Origin of the sequence: Mesorhizobium sp. CA7, from assembly GCF_020165015.1 — a bacterium.
Lineage (GTDB): Bacteria > Pseudomonadota > Alphaproteobacteria > Rhizobiales > Rhizobiaceae > Mesorhizobium.
In genome coordinates this window covers 23,236-47,016 of the sequence record NZ_JAIUHH010000002.1, presented here as the reverse complement: position 1 = coordinate 47,016, position 23,781 = coordinate 23,236, and the positions used below count along the sequence as shown (strand labels likewise).

The 23,781-nt window shown below is 64.5% G+C and carries 22 protein-coding genes and 1 pseudogene; 11 read left to right on the top strand and 12 right to left on the bottom strand.

The features are described from left to right. Positions 1-42 precede the first annotated feature (42 nt). Positions 43-438 (bottom strand): TIGR02300 family protein, encoded by a 396-nt coding sequence (locus LB552_RS04955; protein ID WP_224545357.1) that lies wholly within the window; start codon positions 436-438, stop codon positions 43-45. A gap of 196 nt (positions 439-634) precedes the next feature. On the opposite strand from LB552_RS04955, the gene aroA reads away from it, so the two are divergent. The 4 genes and pseudogenes from aroA (at position 635) to rpsA (ending at position 4,841) form a co-directional block, all read left to right on the top strand. Then, a complete protein-coding gene (gene aroA / locus LB552_RS04950; protein WP_224602349.1) occupies positions 635-1,993 on the top strand; it encodes a 3-phosphoshikimate 1-carboxyvinyltransferase in 1,359 nt (452 codons plus the stop codon). Beyond that, positions 1,990-2,268: pseudogene (locus tag LB552_RS29835) on the top strand (DUF6881 domain-containing protein); the annotation flags it as partial. The gene aroA and the pseudogene LB552_RS29835, both read left to right, overlap by 4 nt. Before the next feature lie 30 nt (positions 2,269-2,298). Next, positions 2,299-2,949, top strand: a complete 651-nt coding sequence (gene cmk, locus LB552_RS04945) for a (d)CMP kinase (RefSeq protein WP_224602347.1) — start codon at positions 2,299-2,301, stop codon at positions 2,947-2,949. Positions 2,950-3,143: 194 nt separating this feature from the next. Next, a complete protein-coding gene (gene rpsA / locus LB552_RS04940) occupies positions 3,144-4,841 on the top strand; it encodes a 30S ribosomal protein S1 (RefSeq protein WP_095769359.1) in 1,698 nt (565 codons plus the stop codon). A gap of 120 nt (positions 4,842-4,961) precedes the next feature. Here the strand turns inward: rpsA and LB552_RS04935 are convergent, their stop codons facing one another. The 4 genes from LB552_RS04935 to LB552_RS04920 all read right to left on the bottom strand — a co-directional run bounded on the left by LB552_RS04935 (position 4,962) and on the right by LB552_RS04920 (position 8,955). After that, the gene (locus LB552_RS04935) at positions 4,962-5,669 is read right to left on the bottom strand and encodes an SDR family NAD(P)-dependent oxidoreductase (RefSeq protein WP_224602345.1); all 708 of its coding nucleotides are present in this window, start codon (positions 5,667-5,669) and stop codon (positions 4,962-4,964) included. Positions 5,670-5,867: 198 nt separating this feature from the next. Beyond that, positions 5,868-7,448 carry a 5-guanidino-2-oxopentanoate decarboxylase gene (locus tag LB552_RS04930; protein WP_224602343.1) on the bottom strand — a complete coding sequence of 527 codons (1,581 nt, stop codon included), beginning with the start codon at positions 7,446-7,448 and terminating at the stop codon, positions 5,868-5,870. Continuing rightward, positions 7,445-8,113 (bottom strand): TetR family transcriptional regulator C-terminal domain-containing protein, encoded by a 669-nt coding sequence (locus tag LB552_RS04925; RefSeq protein WP_095769362.1) that lies wholly within the window; start codon positions 8,111-8,113, stop codon positions 7,445-7,447. The genes LB552_RS04930 and LB552_RS04925 overlap by 4 nt, the downstream gene beginning before the upstream one ends. Further along, positions 8,083-8,955, bottom strand: coding sequence for a dimethylarginine dimethylaminohydrolase family protein (locus LB552_RS04920; RefSeq protein WP_224602341.1), 873 nt, complete (start codon positions 8,953-8,955; stop codon positions 8,083-8,085). The genes LB552_RS04925 and LB552_RS04920 overlap by 31 nt, the downstream gene beginning before the upstream one ends. A gap of 211 nt (positions 8,956-9,166) precedes the next feature. On the opposite strand from LB552_RS04920, the gene LB552_RS04915 reads away from it, so the two are divergent. The 6 genes from LB552_RS04915 (at position 9,167) to LB552_RS04890 (ending at position 14,956) form a co-directional block, all read left to right on the top strand. After that, positions 9,167-9,982, top strand: coding sequence for an ABC transporter ATP-binding protein (locus tag LB552_RS04915; RefSeq protein ID WP_318012012.1), 816 nt, complete (start codon positions 9,167-9,169; stop codon positions 9,980-9,982). A 57-nt stretch (positions 9,983-10,039) separates the two neighbouring features. Next, entirely contained in the window at positions 10,040-10,837 is a 798-nt protein-coding gene (locus LB552_RS04910; protein WP_095769365.1) for a transporter substrate-binding domain-containing protein, read from the top strand. Positions 10,838-10,982: 145 nt separating this feature from the next. Then, positions 10,983-11,696, top strand: coding sequence for an ABC transporter permease (locus LB552_RS04905; protein ID WP_411965667.1), 714 nt, complete (start codon positions 10,983-10,985; stop codon positions 11,694-11,696). Then, positions 11,696-12,505, top strand: a complete 810-nt coding sequence (locus LB552_RS04900) for an ABC transporter permease (protein WP_095769367.1) — start codon at positions 11,696-11,698, stop codon at positions 12,503-12,505. The genes LB552_RS04905 and LB552_RS04900 overlap by 1 nt, the downstream gene beginning before the upstream one ends. 87 nt (positions 12,506-12,592) lie before the next feature. Beyond that, entirely contained in the window at positions 12,593-13,594 is a 1,002-nt protein-coding gene (locus LB552_RS04895) for an Ldh family oxidoreductase (RefSeq protein ID WP_224602339.1), read from the top strand. A gap of 378 nt (positions 13,595-13,972) precedes the next feature. After that, entirely contained in the window at positions 13,973-14,956 is a 984-nt protein-coding gene (locus LB552_RS04890; RefSeq protein WP_224602337.1) for a complex I NDUFA9 subunit family protein, read from the top strand. A 7-nt stretch (positions 14,957-14,963) separates the two neighbouring features. Here LB552_RS04890 and LB552_RS04885 read toward each other — a convergent pair whose 3' ends face one another. After that, positions 14,964-16,334: a cytochrome P450 gene (locus LB552_RS04885; protein WP_224602336.1), complete on the bottom strand. Its 1,371-nt coding sequence runs from the start codon at positions 16,332-16,334 to the stop codon at positions 14,964-14,966. 272 nt (positions 16,335-16,606) lie between these two features. Here LB552_RS04885 and gyrB point away from each other — a divergent pair, with 272 nt between their 5' ends. Next, a complete protein-coding gene (gene gyrB / locus LB552_RS04880) occupies positions 16,607-19,078 on the top strand; it encodes a DNA topoisomerase (ATP-hydrolyzing) subunit B (protein WP_095769371.1) in 2,472 nt (823 codons plus the stop codon). A 73-nt stretch (positions 19,079-19,151) separates the two neighbouring features. Here gyrB and LB552_RS04875 read toward each other — a convergent pair whose 3' ends face one another. From LB552_RS04875 to LB552_RS04850, 6 genes are all read right to left on the bottom strand, one after another. Continuing rightward, complete coding sequence (locus LB552_RS04875; protein WP_224602334.1) at positions 19,152-20,549, bottom strand: NAD(P)(+) transhydrogenase (Re/Si-specific) subunit beta; 1,398 nt, start codon at positions 20,547-20,549, stop codon at positions 19,152-19,154. Between the two features lies 1 nt (position 20,550). Next, on the bottom strand, positions 20,551-20,973 hold the full coding sequence (locus LB552_RS04870) for an NAD(P) transhydrogenase subunit alpha (protein ID WP_040974911.1): 423 nt from the start codon (positions 20,971-20,973) through the stop codon (positions 20,551-20,553). Then, on the bottom strand, positions 20,973-22,250 hold the full coding sequence (locus LB552_RS04865) for a Re/Si-specific NAD(P)(+) transhydrogenase subunit alpha (protein WP_224602322.1): 1,278 nt from the start codon (positions 22,248-22,250) through the stop codon (positions 20,973-20,975). Before LB552_RS04865 ends, LB552_RS04870 begins: the two co-directional genes overlap by 1 nt. A gap of 85 nt (positions 22,251-22,335) precedes the next feature. Next, complete coding sequence (locus LB552_RS04860) at positions 22,336-22,560, bottom strand: aa3-type cytochrome c oxidase subunit IV (RefSeq protein WP_140545869.1); 225 nt, start codon at positions 22,558-22,560, stop codon at positions 22,336-22,338. A gap of 149 nt (positions 22,561-22,709) precedes the next feature. Then, the gene (locus tag LB552_RS04855) at positions 22,710-22,859 is read right to left on the bottom strand and encodes a DUF3096 domain-containing protein (RefSeq protein ID WP_023729728.1); all 150 of its coding nucleotides are present in this window, start codon (positions 22,857-22,859) and stop codon (positions 22,710-22,712) included. A gap of 149 nt (positions 22,860-23,008) precedes the next feature. Beyond that, positions 23,009-23,701, bottom strand: a complete 693-nt coding sequence (locus LB552_RS04850) for an N-acyl amino acid synthase FeeM domain-containing protein (RefSeq protein WP_224602321.1) — start codon at positions 23,699-23,701, stop codon at positions 23,009-23,011. Between the last annotated feature and the right edge of the window lie 80 nt (positions 23,702-23,781).

The following is a 23,781-nucleotide window of genomic DNA, read 5'->3' as shown; positions in this document are numbered from 1 at the left end:
AGCCGCTTTTTCGTCACAGGCCAAAATGGCCGGCAAACGAACTCAGACTTCGTCATCGTCGTCGCCGACGCCGATCATATCGGCGACGTCATCGTCCTCTTCCTCTTCGTCGGCAAGGAAGGTGTCGTCTTCGTCGTCGCCGAGATCGACATCCTCTTCATCGTCGCCAAGATCTGGAAGGTCGTCGCCGCCGCCCTTCACCTCGTCATCGGCCTCCTCGAGCGAGACGACTTCGGCGCCTTCCTCTTCCTCGGCGTCCACTTCCTTCTCGGCGACTTCCTCATCTTCCTCGAGGGCGGAAATCTTGCCTTCCTCGAAATAGGAGCGTGGATAGCTCTTGCCGGTATAGGGCGAGACGATCGGGTCTTTGTTGAGATCGTAGAATTTCCGACCCGTTTCGGGGTCGACACGCTTGGTGCCAAGTTCAGCTTTTGCCACAGCAGGCCTCGTCAATAAAAGAGTGGTCCCCATAACGGCAGTTTTGAGCGCTGTCAAAGCCAAAAGCCGGCATTGTAAAATGCTCGTGTTCGAAGGCCTCGCACAAGGGGATGACCATTGCAACGCACCGTGATACGAGACCGCCGCAGCATGACGAACCGAGCCGGTCAGCCGGCATTTCATTTGGAAGACAAGGATGTCTCACTCCGCCGCCGCTAAGCCGGCCACGGCCCGCAAATCCCCTGCCCTTGCCGGCACCGCGCGCGTGCCGGGCGACAAGTCGATCTCACACCGCTCGTTCATGTTCGGCGGCCTTGCCTCCGGCGAAACCCGCATCACCGGCCTGCTCGAAGGCGAGGACGTGATGCGCACGGGCGCCGCCATGAAGGCGATGGGCGCGCATATCGAAAAGAACGGCGGCGAATGGGTCATCCGCGGCACCGGCAACGGCGCGCTGCTGCAGCCCGAAGGCCCGCTCGACTTCGGCAATGCCGGCACCGGCTCGCGCCTCACCATGGGGCTCGTCGGCACCTATGACATGGAGACGACCTTCATCGGCGACGCCTCGCTTTCGGGCCGGCCGATGGGCCGCGTGCTCGACCCGCTGCGGCAGATGGGCGTGCAGGTGCTGAAGGCCGCTCCCGGCGACCGCATGCCGATCACGCTGCGCGGCCCGAAGCATGCAGCGCCCATCACCTATCGCGTGCCGATGGCATCCGCCCAGGTGAAGTCGGCGGTGCTGCTTGCCGGCTTGAACACTCCCGGCATCACCACGGTGATCGAACCCGTGATGACGCGCGACCATACCGAAAAGATGCTGAAGGGGTTCGGTGCCAACCTGAGCGTCGAGACGGATGAGCGCGGTGTGCGCCACATCTTCATCGAAGGCCAGGGCAGGCTCACCGGACAGACGATCGCCGTGCCGGGCGACCCGTCGTCGGCCGGCTTCCCGCTTGTCGCGGCGCTCATCGTGCCGGGTTCGGACATCATCATCGAGAACGTGCTGATGAACCCGACCCGCACCGGGCTGCTGCTGACATTGCAGGAAATGGGCGGCCGTATCGACATCCTCAATCCGCGCAATGCCGGCGGCGAGGACGTGGCGGACCTGCGCGTGCGCTCCTCGGAGCTGAAAGGCGTGGCGGTGCCGCCCGAGCGCGCGCCGTCGATGATCGACGAGTATCCGGTGCTGGCCGTCGCCGCGAGCTTCGCCGAGGGTGAGACGCTGATGCAGGGGCTGGAGGAACTTCGGGTCAAGGAATCCGACCGTCTGGCGGCGGTCGCCAGGGGCCTGGAGCTCAACGGCGTCGACTGCTCCGAGGGCGAGGCCTCGCTCGCCGTGCGCGGCAGACCGGGCGGCAAGGGACTCGGCGCTCATCCGAACGGCCCCGATACCGCCGTGAAGACGCATCTCGACCACCGCATCGCCATGAGTTTTCTGGTGATGGGGCTGGCAACTGAAAAGCCGGTGACGATCGACGACGCCAACATGATCGCGACGAGCTTTCCGGAGTTCATGGGATTGATGAAGGGATTGGGCGCGGAGATTGTATGAAATACGTCTACGTTCACTGGAAGCATGAGATCGCGGAAGAGCCGTCTCACCTCTGGTATGAAGTCGCAGACGACAATTTCCAAAACCGGACAATAGAGTTCTATGCTGATGGGTCGGTTGGCTTCGCCATTCGCGGTGATGCCCCGGACGGGTCAGACGACCTTGAAATCGGAGGGACACGAAATTCCACCGAAGGCTTTCCAGATATCGAAGAGATCAACTCGGATCCTGATTTCGAGGCTTTGCCGGTCACAGCGGTCGAGTTCGATCGCCAGTGGCGCAAGGCGCTTGCGTCAAGGCGTCGAATGACCACTCCCTTCACCATCGCCATCGACGGCCCCGCAGGCGCGGGCAAAGGCACGCTTGCCCGCCGGCTTTCCGACCACTACCGCCTGAACCTGCTCGATACCGGCCTCACCTATCGCGCGGTGGCCCTCAAGCTGCTCGAGCTCGGTCTGCCGCTCGACAATGTCTCGGCTGCAGAAACCGCGGCGCGGCAGGTCGACTTGTCGAACCTCGACCGCACCGTGCTGGCCGCGCATGCGGTGGGCGAGGCGGCCTCCAAGGTCGCGGTCATTCCGACCGTACGGCGCATCCTGGTGGAGAAGCAGCGGGCCTTCGCCAAGGCGCCGCCCGGCGCCGTGCTCGACGGCCGCGACATCGGCACGGTGGTGTGCCCCGATGCCGACATCAAGCTCTATGTCACGGCAAGCGCCGAAGTCCGCGCCAGGCGCCGGCTGGCCGAAATCGAGAGCATGGGCGGCAGCGCCGATCTCGCCACCATCCTTGCCGATATCGAGCGCCGCGACGAGCGCGACATGGGTCGCGCCGACTCGCCGCTGAAGCCAGCGGCAGACGCGCACTTGCTTGATACCAGCGAAATGGCTATAGAAGCCGCGTTTCTGGCGGCGATGGCGATCGTTGACGACGTCCTTGCCAAGAGAAACAAGGCCTGATCAGGTTTTTCGATTGCCGTTGGCGGCGAAAATACCCATATCGGGCACGAACCAGCCTGCCAGCATTCTTCATGCGCCGGACTTGCCGCCTGAACAGCGGCCAAGGGCTTTCAGCCCGGAACGCCGGCAGGCTCACGCAACGCTAACCCACGGCGCCCGCCCCGCTTGAAGACCGGGGTATTCCAGGAGAAACAATGTCAGTAGCTAATCCGTCTCGCGACGATTTCGCGAGCATGCTCGAAGAATCATTCACCGCCGGCCATTCCGGCGAGGGCCAGGTTGTCCGGGGCACGATCACCGCGATCGAAAAGGACATGGCCATCATCGATGTCGGCCTCAAGGTCGAAGGCCGCGTGCCGCTGAAGGAATTCGGCGCCAAGGGCAAGGAATCCTCCCTCAAGGTTGGCGACACCGTCGAGGTCTATGTCGAGCGCATCGAAAACGCGCTTGGCGAAGCCATGCTGTCGCGCGAGAAGGCTCGCCGCGAGGAGAGCTGGGTGCGTCTCGAAGAGAAGTTCACCAAGGGTGAGCGCGTCGAAGGCGTCATCTTCAACCAGGTCAAGGGCGGCTTCACCGTCGACCTCGACGGCGCCGTGGCGTTCCTGCCGCGCAGCCAGGTCGATATCCGGCCGATCCGCGACGTCACCCCGCTGATGCACAACCCGCAGCCCTTCGAGATCCTCAAGATGGATCGCCGCCGCGGCAACATCGTGGTGTCGCGCCGCACCGTGCTCGAAGAGAGCCGCGCCGAACAGCGCTCGGAAATCGTGCAGAACCTCGAGGAAGGCCAGGTGGTCGAAGGCGTGGTCAAGAACATCACCGACTATGGTGCGTTCGTCGACCTCGGCGGCATCGACGGCCTGCTGCATGTCACCGACATGGCCTGGCGCCGCGTCAACCATCCGACCGAGATCCTCAACATCGGCCAGACGGTCAAGGTGCAGATCATCCGCATCAACCAGGAAACCCACCGCATCTCGCTCGGCATGAAGCAGCTCGAGTCGGATCCGTGGTCGGATATCGGCACCAAGTTCCCGATCGGCAAGAAGATCAAGGGCACCGTCACCAACATCACCGACTACGGCGCGTTCGTCGAGCTGGAGCCGGGCATCGAGGGCCTCATCCACGTTTCGGAAATGTCGTGGACGAAGAAGAACGTGCATCCCGGCAAGATCCTGTCGACGACGCAGGAAGTCGACGTGGTGGTACTCGAGGTCGATCCGGCCAAGCGGCGCATCTCGCTCGGCCTCAAGCAGACGCTGGAAAACCCGTGGCAGGCTTTCGCCTCGAGCCATCCGGTCGGCAGCCAGGTCGAGGGCGAGGTCAAGAACAAGACCGAGTTCGGCCTGTTCATCGGCCTGGAAGGCGACGTGGACGGTATGGTGCATCTCTCCGACCTCGACTGGACCCGTCCGGGCGAGCAGGTCATCGAAGAGTACAATCGCGGCGACATGGTCAAGGCGCAGGTGCTCGACGTCGACATCGAGAAGGAGCGCATCTCGCTCGGCATCAAGCAGCTGGCCCGCGACACTGTCGGCGAGGCGGCCAGTAGCGGCGAGCTGCGCAAGAACGCCGTCGTCACCTGCGAGGTCATCGGCGTGAAGGATGGCGGTCTGGACGTGCGGCTGGTCGACAGCGGCATCGAGACCTTCATCAAGCGTTCGGACCTTTCGCGCGACCGCGACGAGCAGCGGCCCGAGCGCTTCACCGTCGGCCAGAAGGTCGATGCCCGCGTCATCGCCTTCGACAAGAAGACCCGCAAGCTGCAGGTCTCGATCAAGGCGCTGGAAATCGCCGAGGAGAAGGAAGCGGTCGCTCAGTACGGCTCGACCGACTCCGGCGCTTCGCTGGGCGACATTCTGGGCGCCGCGCTGAAGAAGCAGGGCAACTAAAGCCTTCCGGGAAAGCCGTTGGCGGCTTTCCGTCGGAATTGCGTAAGCCCTTTGGCGAACAACAAAAACCCCGCCGGAGCGATCCGGCGGGGTTTTTCTATTGCCTGGATTTCTGTGCGGTCAGGCGCGTCCGTAGAGCGGCACCAGCGTGCCGCTCATCGCCAGGTTGGCGGGCGAGGCGAGGTAGGCGATCGCTTCCGCCGCGGCCTCCAGGCTGACCCATTTGGCGAAATCGGCATCGGGCATGTCGGCGCGGTTGGCGGGCGTGTCGAGCGTCGAGGGCGCCACGGCATTGACGAGGATGCCCTTGCCCTTCAACTCCTCGGCCATGGCCACAGTCATCGCCGCGACCGCCGCCTTGCTTGCGGCATAGGCAACCATGCCGGAGCCGCGCCTCGGATCGAGTCCGGCGCGCGCGGTGACGTTGACGATGCGGCCGGCCGTGTTGGAGTCCAGCATCGAGCGCACCGCGGCGCGGCTGCACAGGAAAGCCGTGCGTGCGTTGGTGTCCATCATCTCGGCGAAGGAGGCCGACTCGATCTTTTCGACCGGCGCCATGGTGAAGCCGCCGGCAAGGTGGATCGAGGCCCAGAGCTCGGGAACCTGATGGTAGAAGGCCTCGACCTTGGCCGAATCCGACAGGTCGACATTATGCGCCAAATGCACGCTGGCATGGGCTGCGTAAGGAAAATGCGGCGGGGCCGCCGCGTGGGCATTTGGCACGTGGCAGATCGCGCCTTGCTCCAGCAGTCTGCCGACAACCGCGCCGCCGAGCGCTCCAGTGCCGCCCGTCACCACGACACGCCTGCCATTCAGCGTTTCCGTCATACCTAGACCGCTCCTGTCATTTTTTTATGATTATATCTTGGGTTATGCCGCCCCAGGCTCGAACGTCGCGCCTTTCGCGCTGTCACTCAATTGAAATATCGACATGGCTGGCGCAGCGTCTTTGCATGCGTCGGACCTTGGCGGGCGATGCCAATTGGCGGTGCGCCAGCATGGGCCGAGCAACGGTGGCACGAGCCTTCAGTCGACGGTGATTTCGATGACGCGCGGCTTGGCCGCCGCCCGTGCGCGCTTCAGCGCCTCCACCAAACCGCCGATCCCGGCCAGCCGCTCGGCCTCGATGCCGTAGGCCCCGGCGAGCTTGCAGAAATCCGGCGGTGCCGGCGAGACGCCGACCGGCTCGACGCCGACATCGAGCATCGAGGTTTCGATCTCGCGATAGCCGCGATTGTTCCAGACGACGAAGATTACCGGCGCTTCGGCGTCGAGCGCGGCGCCGATCTCCGGCAAGGTGAACTGGAAGCCGCCATCGCCGGTGAGGCACACCACCGGCGCCTCCGGCACCGCAAGTGCTGCGCCGATCGCCGCCGGCGGACCGTAGCCCAACGCGCCGAAGCCGGTCGCGGCGTTGAACCAGCCGCCGGGACGGTCGTGGTCGTAATAGAGGTTGGCGGCATAAATCGGCTGGGTCGAATCGCCGACGATGATGGCGCCCGGCAGCGCGTCCCGGATCGCTTCCACGGCGCGCACCTGCGCCAGATATTCGGGCTTCAGCTCGGCTTGCGCTGCCTTCCGCGCAGCGGCCGCGCGGACTTCGCCGTCCTTCGCCACAGCATGACCCGGCCCGATTGCCGACAGCAAAGCTTCGATCGCTTCCGCGCAATCCGCGTGGATGCCAACCGTCACCGGCCGGCGCGCAATCTGGTCGGCGCCGATATCGATGCGGATCAGGCTCGGCGGCAGCACGAAGCCGCCGTCGCCATAACCGTCATAGTCGGTCGGGCCGAACTCGGTGCCGGCGGCGATCACCAGATCGGCGTCCGCCATCAACGCGCGCACGGCCTTGAGGCTGGGGCTCGCCGGCACGCACAGCGGATGGCCGTGCAGCAGGCCACGCGCATTGGCGGTCTCGGCCACGGGGGCGCCGAGCATCTCGGCCAGACGCCGCAGCGCCGCATCGGCCTTCTTGGCGCCGCCGCCTGAAAGGATCAGCGGACGGCGTGCGGCCCTGCAAAGCCGTGCCGCCTCGGCGATCGCCGCCAACTCCGGAGCGGGCGGCGCGGCATTGCTAAGGACGGCCGCAACACCATCGGCGGGCTTGACCATGACGTCGGTGGGGATCTCGATATGGACCGGACCCGGGCGTGAGGAGGAGAAAACGGCGAAGGCGCGGGCGAGCGCGCCAGGCAACTGCCCGGCCTCGGTGATGCGCTCGGAAAACAGCGCCACCTTCTCCATCATGCCGCGCTGGTCAGGCAGCTCATGCAGGAAGCCCAGCCCTTTTCCCAGCGTGTCGGTGGCGTTGACGCCGGAAATGACCAGCATCGGCACCGAATCGGCGCGCGCCTGGCCCATGGCGGTGATGGTGTTGGTGAGGCCCGGCCCAGTGATGACGAAGGCGACACCGGGACGGCCGCCGGCGCGCGCGTAACCATCGGCCATGAAACCGGCGCCCTGCTCGTGGCGCGGCGTGACATGGCGGATCTTCGAGCCCGCCAGGCCGCGATAGAGCTCGACCGTATGCACGCCCGGAATGCCGAAGACGGTGTCGACGCCATGCGCCTCGAGCAATTTGATCAGCGCCTCGCCGATGGTGGTCATTGGTTTCCTCCCTTTTCCGGCGCCAAGCCGAGCTCGGCCTCTATGGCTTTGACGCCAATCGCCGCCAATTCGCCAGGCGAGAACATCTCTGCTGCCAGGCAGCCTTCGATCCAAAGCCCGTCGATGATCGCGTTGATCGCGATGGCATGGCGACGCAGTTCGCCTGCGTCCGGCTTGCGCCGCTCGGCGGCGAGCACCTCGGCAACGACCGCTTCCACCTCGTCGCGAAAGCCGAGATAGCCTTCGCGATGGGCACGGGCGAGCGCCGGATCCGCATTGGCGCGGCCAAGGAAGGTTGCCCAGAGCGAAAACACCCGCCGGTCGACGATCGGCGCGTTGAGGTTGGCGGTGACGAAAGCCGCGAGGCGTTGGCGAGGCGAGGCGTCTTCCATGACCAATGCCGCCTTCGCCTGCTCGGTCATGCGGCCGACCAGCGCCGTATAGGCTTCCTGCAGCAATTCTTCCTTGCCGGGGAAATAGTGCCGGATCAGCCCGGCGGTGACGCCGGCGCGCAAGGCGATGGTGCGCAAGGTGGCGCCCTGAAGTCCATATTCCGCCACGCTGTCCAGCGTCGCATCGATCAGATCCTGCCGCCGCCGCTCCTCGCCCTCGCGGCGGAACTTGCGGCGCGCATTCATTGGCGCAGGATCGGCCGCGTCAGGCATGTCGGCCCGCCTTCGCAGGCGATGCAGAGCGCATCCGCTTCGAATGTCTCGACCGTGCAGCCGGCGGCTTCCATCGCGGCCTTGGTCTTGGGAAAACCCGCAACGGCGATGACCTTGTGCGGGCTGGTCGGCAGCACGTTCAGGCTGAGGCCGTTGGAAGCGGCGAACTCTTCGGCGTCGCCTTCGACCAGTCGGATGCCGCGCGCCTTCAGCATCTGATAGAACGCCGCCGGCAGAAGCGGCGAATGGACCAGGGCCAGGTCGTCGGCCAGCGGGCTGATCACCGACATCAGATGCAGGCACGCCTCTTCGCCCTGCCACAGCGGCAGATCGAAGCCGTACACGGAAATGCCCAGCGGCGTCAGCAGGTTGGAAACCTGCTGGATGCCTTCCTGGTTCGAGCGCACACCGCGCCCGATCGCCAGCGTGCGGGCATCCACCCATACGCAGTCACCGCCTTCGACCTGACCAGGCGCCTCGACATGACCGAGGACCGGAATGCCCAGTCTCTTATAGGTTTCCTCATGCAGCGAGGGCTCCCGGGCGCGCAGTGGCTTGCCCATGGACAGGATCAGCGCGCCGCGGTCGGTCATCAGCGACGGGTCATGCGTGAACACCGAATCCGAAAGGCCGTCGGCCGTGTCCTCGATCCATTCGATCTCGGCGCCGGAAGCCGCCACCATGTCGGCAAGGGCCGCATGCTGCACGGCTGCTTTCGCCGGGTTGAATCCCGGGCCATAGTGCCAGGCCGCCCTGTCGGCGTCGCGCATGGCGTTGGCCGCCGACCGCATCAGCACGCGCCGCAGCGGCGCCGCCATGGACTGTGACCCGAAAGCGCTCATCGATGCCCTTTTAAGATGAAAAAAATCGTGAAAATTTCATGAAAGGCTATTTATACACTTGCGCAACAAGGCCGCAAGTGCCGTAATGAGCGGGATTGACGGGCTCGCGCTGTCGGGTCCATGCTGAAGTCTGGAGCGGGTCAGTGCAGCGTATGTTGATTAGCCGGATAGACGTTCGACGACTTGCAGTCGGCCAGATAGAGGTCACCCGGTGAGCGCTGCAGCAGCTGCCGCAGTCCAATCCGGTGAGGCGCAGAACGGCGCCGCCGAAGCCATCCACGTCGAAAACCTGCACAAGAAGTTCGGCCAGCTGCACGTGCTGAAGGGGGTTTCGCTGTCGGCGCGCGACGGCGAGGTGGTCGCCATCATCGGCGGCTCCGGTTCCGGCAAGTCGACGCTCTTACGCTGCATCAACTGCCTGGAGAACCCCACAAGCGGCATCATCCGGGTCAATGGCGAGGAGATCAAGCTCAAGGCCGATAGCCACGGACACACCGTTCCGGCCGACCGCAGGCAGATCGAGCGCATTCGCTCGAGGCTAGGCATGGTTTTCCAGAATTTCAACCTGTGGAGCCACATGACGCTGATCGAGAATGTCATCGAAGTTCCGGTGCATGTGCTTGGCGTCAAGCGCGGCGAAGCGATCGCCCAGGCTGAGAAGCTGCTCGCCCGCGTCGGGCTGGCGGAGAAGCGCGACGTCTATCCGGTTTTCCTGTCCGGCGGCCAGCAGCAGCGGGCCGCGATCGCCCGCGCGCTGGCGATCAATCCGCGCGTCATGCTGTTCGACGAACCGACTTCCGCGCTCGATCCCGAGTTGGTCGGCGAAGTGCTGAAAGTCATCGGCGACCTGGCGCGCGAGGGACGCACCATGGTGCTGGTGACGCATGAAATGAAGTTCGCCCGCGAGGTCGCGACGCATGTCGTCTATCTCTACAACGGGCTGGTCGAGGAAGAAGGTCCGCCGGAACAGCTGTTCGGCGCGCCCAAATCCGAAAGGCTCAAGCAATTCCTCCGCAATGTCGGCTAGGTGCCGGCATCAAGCGGAGCGAAAAACCGGGAACAACAACAAACTGGGAGTCCTGACATGAAGACTGTTCTCAAGACATTTGCCGCCGCGCTGCTTCTCGGCGTCGCGGCGATGGGCGGAGTGGCCAAGGCCGAGCAGGTCAAGATCGGCGTCGCCGCCGAACCCTACCCGCCCTTCACCTCGCCCGACGCCAGCGGCAAATGGGTGGGCTGGGAGATCGACTTCGTCAACGCCGTCTGCGCCGAAGAGAAACTTGACTGCGTGATCACACCGGTGGCCTGGGACGGCATCATCCCGGCTCTGACGACCAAGAAGATCGACGCCATCGTCTCTTCCATGTCGATCACCGACGAGCGCAAGAAGACGATCGACTTCTCGGACAAGTACTACAACACGCCGACCGCGATCATCGGGCCGAAGGACCAGAAGTTCGGCGCCACGCCGGACGATCTCAAGGGCAAGGTGATCGGCGTCCAGGTCTCGACCGTGCATGCCGTGTACGCGAAGAAGCATTTCACCGGCGCGCAGGAAATCAAGGAATACCAGACCCAGGATGAAGCCAACCAGGATCTGGCCGCTGGCCGCATCGACGCGGTGCAGGCCGACTCGATCGCGCTCGGCGAATTCCTGAAGTCGGACCAGGGCAAGGCCTGCTGCGACCTGAAGGGCATGGTGGCGCCCGACGACGAAGTGCTTGGCCCGGGTGTCGGCGCCGGTATCCGCAAGGAAGACACCGCGCTCAAGGAAAAGTTCAACGCCGGCATCAAGGCGATCCGCGCCAACGGCAAGTATGACGAGATCTCGAAGAAATATTTCGACTTCGACATCTATGGCGGCGCCACGCAGTCGAACTGAGCCCTCTCGAAATGAGTGAGGGCATGGCGTCCGCGCCATGCCCGATCTTGCCACGCGTGCCCGCCGCTGACCTGACCATCGGCGGCTCGCCAGCAATCCGGGGACGAAGCTGATCGACGCCTTTCTTCCGGCCTCCGCGGCCGGCATCATCGAACTCCTGTCGCCCGTGGCGCCCGGCTGGGGCGGCACGCTGCTGGTCGGCCTGCTGCATTCGATCGAGATCGCCATAGGCGCGACCTGCCTCGGCCTCATGATCGGCACCGCCGGCGCGTTCGGCAAGCTCTATGGCGGCCCGGTGACGCGCGATCTGCTCGCGGTCTACACGACGGTCGTGCGCGCCGTGCCGGAACTGGTGCTGATCCTGCTGCTCTATTACGCCGGCACCGACCTCATCAACCAGGTGCTGACGGCGATCGGCTACAGCCGAGTCGACATCAGCGGGCTCGCGGCCGGCATTTTCGTGCTGGGTTTCGTCCAGGGCGCCTATTCGACCGAAGTCATCCGCGGAGCCATCCTCGCCATCCCGCAAGGCCAGATCGAGGCCGCCCGCGCCTACGGCATGTCGGCGGGCCTGATGCTGCGACGCATCACTGTGCCGGCCATGCTGCCCTTCGCCATCCCCGGCCTGGCGAATCTGTGGCTCATCGCGACCAAGGACACAGCGCTGCTTGCTGTCGTCGGTTTCTTCGAACTCACCCTCGCAACGCGCCAGGCGGCCGGCGTGACCAAGGCCTACCTGCTTTTCTACCTTGCGGCCGGCGCGCTCTATCTCGCGCTCTCGCTGTTCTCCAACCTGATCATCGGCCGCGTCGAGGCCTGGTCGCGGCGCGGCATGCCCTCCGTCAGGGAGGCGCGCTGATGTCCGCCGAAGCCTCCGCGATTCACATGGCGGCGCGCGCCTCGATCTGGCTCAAGCCGCACCGCATCGTGCTGATCCTGATCGGGCTGGCGCTGGTTCTGTGCGCCGCCGTCTTCATGCGCTGGGACTGGCTGCCGCAATATTGGGAAATGGGCCTGATGGGCATCTGGCGGACGCTTTGGATCCTCGCCGTGACCTGCGCGCTGGGCTTTGCGCTGGCCGTGCCGCTCGGGCTCGCCCAGGCAGGCGGACCGATCTGGTTCTCGGCACCGGCGAAGGTCTTCTGCACCATCATCCGGGGAACGCCGCTGCTCCTGCAGCTCTGGCTGCTCTATTACGGCCTCGGCTCGATCTTTCCGCAATATCCATGGATCCGCGAATCGTGGCTTTGGCCGTATCTCAGGCAGGCCTGGCCATATGGCGTGGTGGCGCTGACCTTCTCCTTCGCCGGCTATGAGGGTGAAGTGATGCGGGGCGCTTTCGCCGGCGTGCCGCGCGGACAGTTGGAGGCGGCCCGCGCGTTCGGCATGAGCCGCTGGAAAATCTTCCGGCGCATCTGGTTGCCGCAGGCCTTCTACCGTGCGCTGCCGACGCTGACCGGCGAGACCGTGCTGCAGTTGAAATCGACCCCGCTGGTGGCGACGATCAGCGTCATCGATATCTTCGCCGTCTCCTCCAAGGTGCGCCAGGACACCTATCTGACCTACGAGCCTTTGCTGCTGCTGGCGCTGATCTATATGACGATCACCGGTATCCTGGTCTTCGTCTTCAGTCGGATCGAGGCACGGATTCCGGTCAAGATCGGATAGCGAATAGAGAGTAGCGAATAGCGAGTAGTTTCTTTATTTCCCCCTACTCGCTATTCCCTATTCGCTACTCGCTGCAGGGCAACACTGATGCAACTCACCCTCGCCCAGGCAACAGGCCTATGCCGGATGGCGGCGCTTGGCGCCGGCGCCAATGAGGAGGCGGCACAGTCGCTGACCGCGTCGATCATCGCCGCCGAAGCCGAAGGCCTGTCGACGGTGGGGTTGTCGCATTTCATCGACTATCTGGAAGCGCTCGAAGCCGGCCGCATCGACGGCAACGCCGATCCGGCGATCACGCGGCCGGCGCTCGCCGTCTATCTTTCGGATGCGCGCGGCGGACTTGCCCATACCGGCTTCGACCGCACAATCGACGACCTGGTCAAGGCGGCAAAACTGTTCGGGGTCTCGATCTTCTCGCAGAAGAACGCCTATACATGCGGCGCGCTCGGCTATTTCACCGGTCGGCTGGCCGACCAGGGGCTGGTTTCCTTCGCCGCCACCAACGGACCGGCGGTGCTTGCCGGCTCGGGCTCGGTCAAGCCGGTCTATTGCACCAATCCGATGTCCTTTGCGTCGCCCGCCGCCGACGGGCCGCCGCTGATCATCGACCAGTCGTCGAGCGCGACCGCCTTCGTCAACATCCGCAAGGCGGCCGAGGACGGCAAGAAGATCCCCGAAGGCTGGGCGCTGGATGCCAGCGGCAACCCGACCACCGATCCGGCGGCGGCGATGAAGGGCGCCATGCTTGCCTTTGGCGGCCAGCGCGGCGCCAACATCGCTTTAATGGTCGAGGTGCTGGCCGCGGGCATTTCCGGCGCCAACTGGTCGCTCGACGCGCCCTGGTTCACCGATGGGGCGGAGAGCCCCGGCACCGGCCTTTTCGTTCTGGCCATCGAGCCAAAGCTGCTCGACCCGAATTTCGAGCGGCGCATGAAGGACCAGCTCGAGCGGTTGCGGCGGCGCTATGGCGTGCACATCCCCGGCCGCTCGCGCGCTGACGCCGCCGAGAAGGCAAAGGCGCGCGGCATCACCACGTCGAGGGCAGTGGTGCAGCGCATTTCGGAATTCGCCGAGCGTTATTCGGCCTGATTTTTCCCTCCGCGATTGAACCTTTTTAGACGCTGCACGACCCATGTCCGGCACCCCACGCCGCGAGCCGCCCGATTGGCTTCGTCCGGCTCGCGGCTGGCGGCGCCACGCCGGGCGTTCAGGGCGGGGCGGGCGTGCTTGCTTCACGCCACCTTGATGCCGTCTCAGGTCAGGCCGTCTCGTTGGACTCTGCTTCGGTGTGGACACTGCCCGGAAAACCCCGCTTCGGCGGGGTTTTCTGTTCTCTCAAATGCGGCGGGGCAGGCATTCCGGGCAAGTTCAAAAACAAGCCGACGGCGACTTCCGGTCGCTCTTTGCCTTTGGCGAGAAACGGATTAAGAAACGGCTTCAGCCAAGCATTTGCGCGCGGAGCCAGTCATGACCGAAATCCTGCAGACCCCCAAGCTCGTCGTCGTCTTCGGCGGCTCGGGCTTCGTCGGTCGCCACGTCGTGCGGGCGCTGGCCAAGCGCGGCTATCGCATTCGGGTCGCCTGCCGGCGGCCCGACCTTGCCGGCCATGTGCAGCCGCTGGGCAATGTCGGGCAGATCCAGCCGGTGCAGGCCAATGTGCGCGTGCGCTGGTCGGTCGACCGCGCCGTGCAGGGCGCCGACCATGTCGTCAACCTGGTCGCCATCCTGCATGAGACCGGCCGCCAGAAATTCGGCGCCGTGCACGAGTTCGGCGCGCGCGCCGTCGCCGAGGCCGCACGCTCGGTCGGCGCCGGCCTCACCCAGATCTCGGCGCTCGGCGCCGATCTCAATTCGCCGTCCGAGTACGCTCGCACCAAGGCGCTGGGCGAAAGGGCAGTGTTCGAGACGATTCAGGATGCCGTCATATTCCGGCCGTCGATCAATTTCGGACCGGAGGACCGCTTCTTCAACCGCTTCGCCGGCATGGCGCGCCTGTCGCCCGTCCTGCCGCTGATCGGCGGCGGGCAGAATAAGCTGCAGCCGGTTTATGTCGGAGACGTCGCAGAGGCGATCGCGCGCTCGGTCGACGGCAAGATTAAGGGCGGCCAGATCTACGAGCTCGGCGGCCCGCAGGTGCTGACCTTCAAGGAATGCATGGAAGAGCTGCTCGCGGTCATCGACCGCCGGCGGTTGCTGGTGCCGGTACCGTGGTGGGTGGCGAACATCCAGGCGTCGATCCTGCAGCTGTTACCCAATCCGCTCCTGACCCAGGACCAGGTGCTGCAGCTGCGCGAGCACAATGTCGTCTCGGACGAAGCCGCCAAGGCCGCCAGGACGCTTGCCGGCCTCGGCATCCAGCCGCAGGCGATCGCCACCATCCTGCCCAGCTATCTCTGGCGCTTCCGCGCCGCCGGACAGTTCCAGCAGCGCCGGCCGATCGCCGACCGATAGCGAACCTCTAGATGCGACGGGAGACCTGCATCGGCAGGCCGCCCTGCGGCTGCGTGGTGAGTTTCTGCACCGGCCAAGGTCGGGTCTGCGATGTCGCGTCGAAGCGGAAGCGCGACAATAGGATCGCCAGAGCGATGATCGCTTCCTGCATGGCGAAGCTTGCACCGATGCAGACGCGCGGCCCGGCGCCGAAGGGCAGGTACTGGAAGCGGTCGATCCTGTCGCGGTTTTTGGGATGGAAACGCTCCGGCAGGAAGGCGTTCGGCCTGTCCCACAGCTTGCGGTGGCGATGCACCACCCAGGGCATCACCAGCACGGCGGCGTATTTCGGAATATATAAGCCGTTCCAGGTCTCCGGTTCGATCGGCTCGCGGTTGATCGAGGGCGCAGGCGGATAGAGCCTGAGCGCCTCCTCGAAAGCGGCGCGGGTGAGCGGCATGGCATCCAGCCACTTGGTCGGATCGGGTTCGCGCGCCAGCACGGCGTCGATCTCCTGCTCGATCTTGTCGCGTTCCCAGGGCGCCCCGGCGAGGCAATAGATCGTCCAGCCCAGCGCCCGCGCGGTCGTCTCATGGCCGGCGCCGATGAAGGTGATGATGTTGTCCTCGACTTCGGCGCGGGTCAGCCCGTCCGGCCCCTCGGCGCGCAGCAGAAGCGTGAGAAAATCCTGCGGCACGCCGTCGGGATCGCGCTTCAGCCGCTCCTCGCGCATCTTCACTGTGTTGGCCACGATATTGCGGAAATAGGCCATGGTCTTGCGGCCGCGGATGCGGGTTAGCCGCGGCAGCCATTCCGGCGCGCGCAACAGGTCGAGCGGATCGACGCGGCCCATCGTTTCGAACAGCCGGTCGATCTCCTTGGCGAAGCTGCCGGGCTCGCCGGCGATCTCGCCGGAAAACAGCGTTTCGGCGAGGATGTCGTAGGTGAGCAGCGTCATGTCATGCGCGACATCGGTCATGCCGCCGGCCTCGTAGCGGGTGACGAAATCCAGCGTGCGCTTCAGCATCGGCCCGGCGAAGCCGAAGATGTGGCGCGGTGTGAACACCGGCGCCATCGCCTTGCGCGAGCGCCTCCAGACCTCGCCTTCGGCGGTCAGCAGCCCGTCGCGCAGGATCGGCCGCAGGATCAGCTGGCGCACAGTCGCCATCTTGTAATTCCTGGCGTTATCGATCAGCACATGGCGGATGAGGCCGGGATCGTTGGCGATGACCAGAGGGCCGCCGATGCCGGTCACCGAGATCCAGGGCTCGTTGTAGGTATGCTCGCCCCACAGCTCGAGCGGATTGCGGTAGACGATGCGCATCATCTCCAGCGTCGAAGGCGGCGTTGTGCGCGGCGTCGGCGCCGGCGGCACGAAAGGGGCGGGCTTGGTGTCCATGAAGCATGCTCCGCTGACAGCCGAATGTAGTGTCCGACGAAGCGGGCGTCCATCTGGCCGAGCAGGTCCGCGACCGTCACCAAATGTGACTCGCGTTCAGCCAGCTTGCCGGTCCGTCGGCTGGGGTGAATGAAAGGCTTCTCGCCAAGCCGGCAAAATGGCCGCAAACCTTGGAAAACCAGCCGTTTGCGCCTATATCTAGGACATCAAAACGGCGCGATTCGGGGTGACTTTCCCGTGCCGGACCATCGACATCAATCAGACAGGTATTCATGAGCGACCAGACCGAAAGCGCCATTGGCGTGGAAGCCGAGTACGGCGCCGATTCCATCAAGGTTTTGAAGGGGTTGGATGCCGTTCGCAAGCGTCCAGGCATGTATATCGGCGATACCGATGACGGCTCGGGCCTGCATCACATGGTCTATGAGGTGGTGGACAACGCCATCGACGAGGCGCTGGCGGGCCATGCCGACCTCGTCTCGGTGACGCTCAACCCGGATGGTTCCGTCACCGTGATCGACAATGGCCGCGGCATTCCGACCGACATCCACTCCTCAGAGGGTGTTTCGGCTGCCGAAGTGATCATGACGCAGCTGCATGCCGGCGGCAAATTCGACCAGAACTCCTACAAGGTTTCCGGCGGTCTGCACGGCGTCGGCGTCTCGGTGGTCAACGCGCTTTCCGCATGGCTCAAGCTCAAGATCCGCCGCAACGGCGAAATCTTCGAGATGAGCTTCACGCATGGCAATGCCGACGCGCCGTTGAAGGTGACGGGCACATATGAGCAGAACAAACAGCCCGGCACCTACGAGGGCCGCAGCGGCAGCGAGATCACCTTCTTCCCGTCGGCCGAGACCTTCACCATGGTCGAATTCGACTATGGCACGCTGGAGCACCGGCTGCGCGAGCTCGCCTTCCTCAATTCCGGCGTGCGCATCGTGCTGACCGACGCGCGTCATGCCGACTTGGTGCGCCACGAGCTGCATTACGACGGCGGCCTGGAAGAGTTCGTCAAATATCTCGACCGGGTGAAGAAGCCGCTGATCGAAACGCCGATCGCCATCCGCGCCGAGCGCGACGGCATCACCGTGGAAGTCGCGATGTGGTGGAACGACAGCTACCACGAGAACGTGCTGGCTTTCACAAACAACATCCCGCAGCGCGACGGCGGCACGCATTTGGCGGGCTTCCGCGCGGCGCTGACCAGGCAGATCACCGGCTATGGCGAATCGTCCGGCCAGACCAAGAAGGAAAAGGTCTCGCTGACCGGCGACGACTGCCGCGAAGGCCTGACCGCCGTTCTATCGGTCAAGGTGCCGGACCCGAAATTCTCTTCGCAGACCAAGGACAAGCTGGTTTCGTCCGAGGTCCGACCGGTGGTGGAGAGCTTGGTCAACGAGGCGCTGGGCACCTGGCTGGAGGAGCATCCGAGCGAAGGCAGGGTGGTGGTCGAGAAGGTGATCCAGGCGGCGGCCGCGCGCGAGGCCGCGCGCAAGGCGCGCGACATCACCCGCAAGAGCTCGCTCGGCGTCACCTCGCTGCCCGGCAAGCTCGCCGATTGCCAGGAGCGCGATCCGGCGAAGTCGGAAATCTTCATTGTCGAGGGCGATTCGGCCGGCGGCTCGGCCAAGGGCGGACGCTCGCGCCAGAACCAGGCGATCCTGCCGCTGCGCGGCAAGATCCTCAATGTCGAACGGGCGCGCTTCGACCGCATGCTCTCTTCGGACATGATCGGCACGCTGATCACCGCGCTCGGCACCTCGATCGGCAAGGACGAGTTCAATGCCGACAAGCTGCGCTACCACAAGATCATTCTGATGACGGACGCCGACGTCGACGGCGCCCACATCCGCACGCTGTTGCTCACCTTCTTCTTCCGGCAGATGCCGGAGCTGATCGAGCGCGGCCATCTCTACATCGCCCAGCCGCCGCTCTACAAAGTGACCCGGGGCAAGAGCTCGCAATATCTCAAGGACGAAAGCGCCTATGAGGAATATCTGATCGGGTCCGGACTGGATGAGGCCTCGCTGGTGCTGGCCTCCGGCGAGGTACGGACAGGACAGGACCTGCGCGCCTCGGTCGACGACGCGCTTTCGGTGCGCCAGCTAATCAACGGGCTGCATACGCGCTATAATCGCAGCGTCGTCGAGCAGGCGGCGATCGCCGGCGCGCTCAATCCCGACCTGCTTGCCGATCTGGGCCGCGCCAATGCCATGGCCGAGCGCGTCGCGAAGCGGCTTGACATGATCGCCGAGGAGACCGAGCGCGGCTGGACCGGCAGGCTGTCGACGTCCAATGACGGTTCGGGCGGCTATGTGTTCGAGCGCACCGTGCGCGGCGTGAAGGATGTGGTCCAGCTCGACGCCGGGCTGATCAATTCGGCCGATGCGCGCCAGCTCGACCGCTACGCAGCGCGCCTGGCAGAAGTCTATGGCGAGCAGCCTGCCTTGCGTCGGAAAGAGACCTCGGAACTCCTCTCGGGGCCGCTGGCGCTGCTCAACGCAGTGTTCGCTTCAGGCCGCAAGGGCCTCACCATGCAGCGCTACAAGGGTCTCGGCGAGATGAATGCCGAGCAGCTCTGGGAAACCACGCTGGACCCGAATGTGCGCTCGCTGCTGCAGGTCAAGGTCAACGACGCGACCGACGCCGACTCGCTGTTCTCGCGGCTGATGGGTGACGAGGTGGAACCACGCCGCGAGTTCATCCAGGACAATGCGCTGTCGGTGGCCAATCTGGATATCTGAGCGCGCCTTTACAGATTCAAAAAGAAAGGCCCGACAGCTGTCGGGCCTTTCTTTTTGATGCCTGCCATGACGCTCAGTGATCCATCGCCTTGACGATTTCCTCGGTCATCTTCTTGGCGTCGCCGAGCAGCATCATGGTGCCGTCCTTGTAGAACAGCGTGTTGTCGATGCCGGCATAGCCGGAACCGAGCGAGCGCTTGACGAAGAGGCAGGTGCGGGCCTTGTCGACGTCGAGGATCGGCATGCCGTAGATCGGCGAGGACTTGTCGTCGCGCGCAGACGGGTTGGTGACGTCATTGGCGCCGATGACATAGGCGACGTCGGCCTGCGCGAATTCCGAGTTGATGTCCTCCAGCTCGAACACCTCGTCATAAGGCACGTTGGCCTCGGCCAGAAGCACGTTCATGTGGCCGGGCATGCGTCCGGCGACCGGGTGGATGGCGTATTTCACCTCGACGCCGTTGGCCTTGAGCTTGTCGGCCATTTCGCGCAGCGCATGCTGCGCCTGGGCGACCGCCATGCCATAGCCGGGCACGATGATGACCTTCTGCGCGTTCATCATCAGGTAAGCCGCGTCGTCGGCCGAGCCCTGCTTGACGGTGCGCTCGATGCCGTCGCTGGCCACCGCGGCCGTCTCGCCACCGAAGCCGCCGAGGATGACCGAGATGAAGCTCCGGTTCATGCCCTTGCACATGATGTAGGACAGGATCGCGCCCGACGAGCCGACCAGCGCGCCGGTGATGATCAGCGCCAGGTTGCCGAGGGTGAACCCGAGTGCCGCCGCCGCCCAGCCGGAATAGGAGTTCAGCATCGACACCACGACCGGCATATCGGCGCCGCCGATCGGGATGATCAAGAGCACGCCGAGCACCAGCGAGGCGGCGACGATCAGCCAGAAGACGAGCTTGGACTCGGTGGTCACGAGCAGCACGATCAGCACCACCAGGGCGACGCCGAGCGCGATGTTGATCAAGTGGCGGGCGCCGATCATGATCGGCTTGCCGGACATGCGGCCGTCGAGCTTCAGGAAGGCGATGACCGAGCCGGTGAAGGTGATGGCACCGATGGCGACACCCAGGCTCATCTCGACCAGCGCCTGGGCGTGGATGTCGCCCGCCGTGCCGATGCCGAAACTTTCCGGCGCGTAGATGGCGGCAGCCGCCACCATCACGGCGGCGAAGCCGACGAGGCTGTGGAAGGCGGCGACCAGCTGCGGCATCGAGGTCATGGCGATGCGACGCGCGGTGATGGCGCCGATGCCGCCGCCAATGGCGAGACCGAGCACGATCAGGCCGAAGCGGCCGGCCGAAGGCAGCGCCAGCGCCAGCGTTGTGGCGATGGCGATGCCCATGCCGATCATGCCGTAAAGATTGCCCTGGCGGCTGGTGGTCGGGTGCGACAGGCCGCGCAGCGCCAGGATGAACAGGATGCCGGAGACAAGATAGAGGAAGGAAGCGAAGTTGGCGTTCACGTCACTTTTCCTTCTTCTTGTACATGGCGAGCATGCGCTGGGTGACGAGGAAGCCGCCGAAGATGTTGACCGAGACCAGCACCAGCGCGACGAAGCCGAAGCCCGCGGCCAGGCCGGAAGCGGCGATGCCGACGGCGAGCAGCGCGCCGACGACGATGACCGAGGAGATGGCGTTGGTGACGGCCATCAGCGGCGTGTGCAGCGCCGGCGTCACCGACCAGACGACATAATAGCCGACGAAGATCGCCAGCACGAAGATGGCGAAACGGAAGACGAAGGGATCAATGGCGCCGCCCGAAAGCGCATGCGCGGCGTTGCCGGCAGCCTCGGCGCCGGCGGGCGCGTTGGCCAGGTCTTGCACCGCAAGGCGGACGGCGGCCGTCGCCTGATCGAGCTGGTCGAGGGCTTTCTGCAGCTGTTCCATCACGCGGTCCCTTTCGACTTAGACGAGGGCGACTTGGCAGCGGCAGGATTCTTTGCCGCCGCCTTCTTCGGAGCAGGCTTGGAGGCGTCGGCGACCATGGTCTTGGCAGGAACGGCGGCCGGTTCGACGCGCGGCTCTTGCGCCGCCTTGGCGAAATTCGGGTGCACGACTTGGCCAGCGTCAGTCAACATGGTGGCCTTGACCAACTCGTCGTCGCGCTTGATGGCGAGCGTCTTCGCGGTCTTGTCGACCATCGTCTCGAGGAAGGCGTAGAGGTTCTTGGCGTAGAGCAGCGAGGCGGAAGCAGCAACACGACCGGGCACGTTGAGATGGCCGACGATCTTGACGCCGTTTTCCGTCGTCACGACCTTGCCGGGCACGGCGCCCTCGACATTGCCGCCGCGCTCGACCGCCAGGTCGACGATCACCGAGCCCGGCTTCATCGAGGCGACCATGGCAGCAGAGATGAGCTTCGGCGCCGGACGGCCAGGGATCAGCGCGGTGGTGATGACGATGTCCTGCTTGGCGATGTGCTCGGCAGTCAGCGCCGCCTGCTTGGCCTGGTATTCCTTCGACATTTCCTTGGCGTAGCCGCCGGCCGTCTCGGCCGCCTTGAACTCCTCGTCCTCGACCGCCAGGAATTTGGCGCCGAGCGACTGCACCTGCTCCTTCACCGCCGGACGCACGTCTGTAGCGGTGACGATGGCGCCTAGCCGCCGCGCGGTGGCGATGGCCTGCAGGCCGGCGACGCCGACGCCCATGACGAAGGCTTTCGCCGCCGGCACTGTGCCTGCCGCCGTCATCATCATCGGCAGCGCGCGGTCATATTCGGCGGCCGCGTCGATCACCGCCTGGTAGCCGGCGAGGTTGGCCTGCGAGGAAAGCACATCCATCGACTGGGCGCGGGTGATGCGCGGCATGAATTCCATCGAAAAGGCGGTGATGCCGGCCTTGGCCATCGCGGCGACAGCGGCATCGTTGCCGTAAGGATCCATGATGGCGATGACGGCGGCGCCCGGCTTGTAGCCCCTGAGCTCGCCATCCGTCGGCCGGCGCACTTTCAGCACCACATCGGCCTTTTTGGCGTCGGCCGCCGTTCCGATCGCGCCGCCGGCAGCAGTGAAATCCTGGTCGGGAATGCGTGAGCCGAGGCCGGCGTCCTTCTCGACGATCACGTCGAAGCCGAGACCCGCCAGGCGCTTGACCGTCTCCGGCGAGGCCGCGACGCGCGGCTCGCTCGGGTCAACCTCACGAGGGATGAATACGATTTGTCCCACCGGATGATCCTTTCGGCTGGAACCTTGACTGCGCAAGGCGTCGGCCGGACGTCCGGCGACGTCGAGGGCAATGGGCTTGGGAAGTCTACCGCAGAATGAGAGTGCCGACGGCCATGATCAGGATGAACAGGATGGTCGCCGAGAAGAAGCCGCCGACGAAGAAGCCGAAGGCCATTGCAATAAGGATGGCGGCACAGAACAGAGAGCCGTATTTGGCAAGACCGAGGAAGCCTTTGTAGGTACGGTCGTGCTCGGCATAGTCCATCTGCGCGCCCAGCTCGACAGGACCGGTCGGCGTGTGATCAGCCATGGAAGTACCCCTTCGAAAATGCCTTCGAGGCACATAGCGAAAAGCCGAACCAAGAGCAATGGCGCTATTGCCGCACAGTCCGCGACAACAGCCTCAAACGAAAGTTGAAATCGAATGCCGCGCAATGTCGACGCGGCCGGCGCGGAATTTCAGCCGGCGAGATGGGGGAAAAGGCCGAGCAGGCCGACAACGATCAGGTAAAGCGCGACGATGTAATTGAGGAGCCGAGGCATCACAAGGATCAGCACGCCGGCGATCAGCGAGATCAGCGGCGTCAGCGCGAGCGAGTGGATGGTCATGCGGGATCCTTTCTTATGACAGGCGCGATCGCCTGGGCAGACCGGGCTGCGGAGCTTGTATCGACGCAATTCCGGACGGAAAACCGCTCACACTTTTCCTGGAATTGCTCTGACAACGTCGCCGCCGGCGAAAGGTTCATGGCCTGCGTTCAGGCAGCGGCGCGGTAGTATTTCGCCGTCGGCAGAATGGTGAGGGGCGTCAGCCGGTTGATGGCCGGATTGCCGAACATCATCCGCTGCTCCATCGGCGTCGATCTGAAGAACGGCAATCGTTTGAGCGTCAGGCGCATGTTTTCGCCGGCCGGGATTTCGAACAGTGCGAGCGGGGGAAGAACGCCCGGAAATACTCTAGCCTCTGTCCTCTGCACGGCCTGAAAGTAACGAACGTAAAAAGCGGAATGCTCCATCTTGACCGGCGTCAGTACCGAGTCCTGGCCAAAATAACAGGAGGCGACCATGGCAATCCTGAGTGTCAGGAAAGGTATCACTCCGGGCGACGGTGCGCTGGCAGGATCGGCTGCGAACCGGGTTCCATCGATGAAGGTTTCTCCGCGCGCAAGCCGCTCCTTCAATATTTCCGGATAGGCGTCGACGGAGGGCGAGAACGGACACTCGCTGGTAATATAATGGAAGCGCAGTGTGCTGACCAATTGGCCATAGCAATAGACACCGAACCGGTAGGCGTTGGGCAGATTATCCCAGCGATCCTCGAACATACCGCTCGCGATCGGACCACACATACCTGAGCGCCGATAGGAATTGTAGCGGAGCCGGTAGATCGCCTCCTGATCTTCACCCCCGGTGATGAGACGATATTCGACATGGTCCAGCAGTTGCATCATGGATCGGTTGAGCGCCGAGTCGATTCTAGCGCTGGCGTCGACCGACGCACTCTTTCTAGCAACAACCATAGTCTGTCCTC